The sequence below is a fragment of the Pseudomonas sp. 05T35 genome (assembly GCF_056396605.1).
The window spans coordinates 1-1,613 of record NZ_JBFTLU010000685.1; the positions used below are offsets into that span (position 1 = coordinate 1).

A 1,613-nucleotide genomic window follows, 5' to 3' on the forward strand; every position below is an offset into this window, starting at 1 on the left:
GGCATCACCACCCAGAGTGTCGATACGCTACGAGCCCAAAGACCAGATGTGAATTCTGGAATGAAAAGTTTTCACGTAACGTAGCTAGGGATATTGAAAACGTTGAGGCGTTGAAGGTTCTGGGCTGGCGAGTTCTGATCATTTGGGAATGCCAGCTCAAAAAGGGCCAAGACACGCTTGATCAACTGCTTCAACAGCTACGCTAAAAGCCATGCGATGCTGTATCCGTCGTGATCAACCGGCACTCAATCATCGGTGGATGATCCGTTCAATCAGCGTCAATCCTGGTGGTGGAAGGCGTTACGGGTGCTGCGAGGGTTTTGATTGTTCGTAGCTGAAATGAAGAAATCCGCGGCCTGAAGTTCAGGTGGCGGATTTTGTTTATGTGGCATGTTTACCGACGCCATCGCGAGCAGGCTCGCTCCCACAGGGGAACTGCGGCGGGTTTGGAAATCTCAGTGTTCCGCCCCCTCACAATCGCGCCGCAACCACCCGCCCCGATACTGAGGAATAATTCTGTCAGCGCCTCATAGGCCGTCTTCAATTCCATCGTTGATGTCCTTGGGCGTTTTGTCAAAATCCGCAGATATCCGGATTTGCCCTTTCAACCGCCCAGGCTTGCGCATCCGAGGGGTATCGACATGGGGCAACAGATCCAGATAAGGCTTGCCGGCCTTGGTGATCACAACTTGGTCGCCATGCCATGCGCACTCAGCAAGTTGGGAGAGCTGGGATTTTGCTTCGTGCATGTTTACTTGTACCAGTTCATTCATGTGGCACCTCCATAGCGTTAGCCAAGCTAGCCCAAGTCGTAGATTTTCGATAGGCAAGGTGTTGAGCTGAACATCTGTCAAAAAATGACTTCTCAAGTTGCGCGACCTCATTCACCTGCTGAGGTTGTCGTTGGCTGGGAGATCGCCATCGCGAGCAGGCTCGCTCCCACAGGGGATTGGCGGTGGGTTTAGGAGTTTCGGTGTTGTTAGGGCCGCAGTATTATCCTGCGGCCCTTTTCTTTGGCTGTGACTGCAACTACGAGATCATTTCCCCAACCCACTAATCTTCCACGGGCACACCGCTTCCCTCACCCCGCTCGGCCCGACGATCTCCGGTGTCTGCCCCAGCGACCTCGCGCTCAGCACTTTGCCTACCTGCTCTATCAACTTATCAAACCCCAACGTCACATTTTCCTGGTGCAGTTTGCGCAGTTGCTCGACCACGGCGTAGGTGAAGGCGCCGTAGCTGGTGGAGCCCACCTCATACTCGTTGGCTTTTTCGTTTTCTCGGGCGGCGTAGAGCATCAGGGGCATGTAGGGGCCGTGGTGGCCGTAGAGTTTGCCTTGGCGCTGTAGTTGGGCCTTTTTCTCGGGGCGTAGGCCGGTGGCGGCGCCTTGGGTGCTGCGGGTGCGGGTGAGTCCGCGGGAAGTGTGGTCGTGTTCGCTGAAGTCGCGGCCGTCGCTGTCGGCGGCGTACACCCGGCGGTCCCAGTCGCCGGCGTAGGGGTCCCAGCGCAGCATGCGGTGGCGGATGTCGCTGGGTGGGGTGATGCCGCGCACGCGGCCGTTGCCGCGGGTCATGCCGCCGGCGTAGCAGCAGTCGAACATGACGGTCAGTTT

The 1,613-nt window shown here is 57.0% G+C and carries 1 protein-coding gene and 2 pseudogenes; 1 reads left to right on the plus strand and 2 read right to left on the minus strand.

Annotated elements, in window-relative coordinates:
• Positions 1–206 (plus strand): annotated as a pseudogene (locus AC1DH9_RS28850) (very short patch repair endonuclease); the annotation flags it as partial.
• Between the two features lie 321 nt (positions 207–527).
• Here AC1DH9_RS28850 and AC1DH9_RS28855 read toward each other — a convergent pair.
• Entirely contained in the window at positions 528–773 is a 246-nt protein-coding gene (locus AC1DH9_RS28855; RefSeq protein ID WP_427535964.1) for a type II toxin-antitoxin system Phd/YefM family antitoxin, read from the minus strand.
• Positions 774–1,037: 264 nt separating this feature from the next.
• Positions 1,038–1,613, minus strand: a pseudogene (locus tag AC1DH9_RS28860) (alkaline phosphatase family protein); the annotation flags it as partial.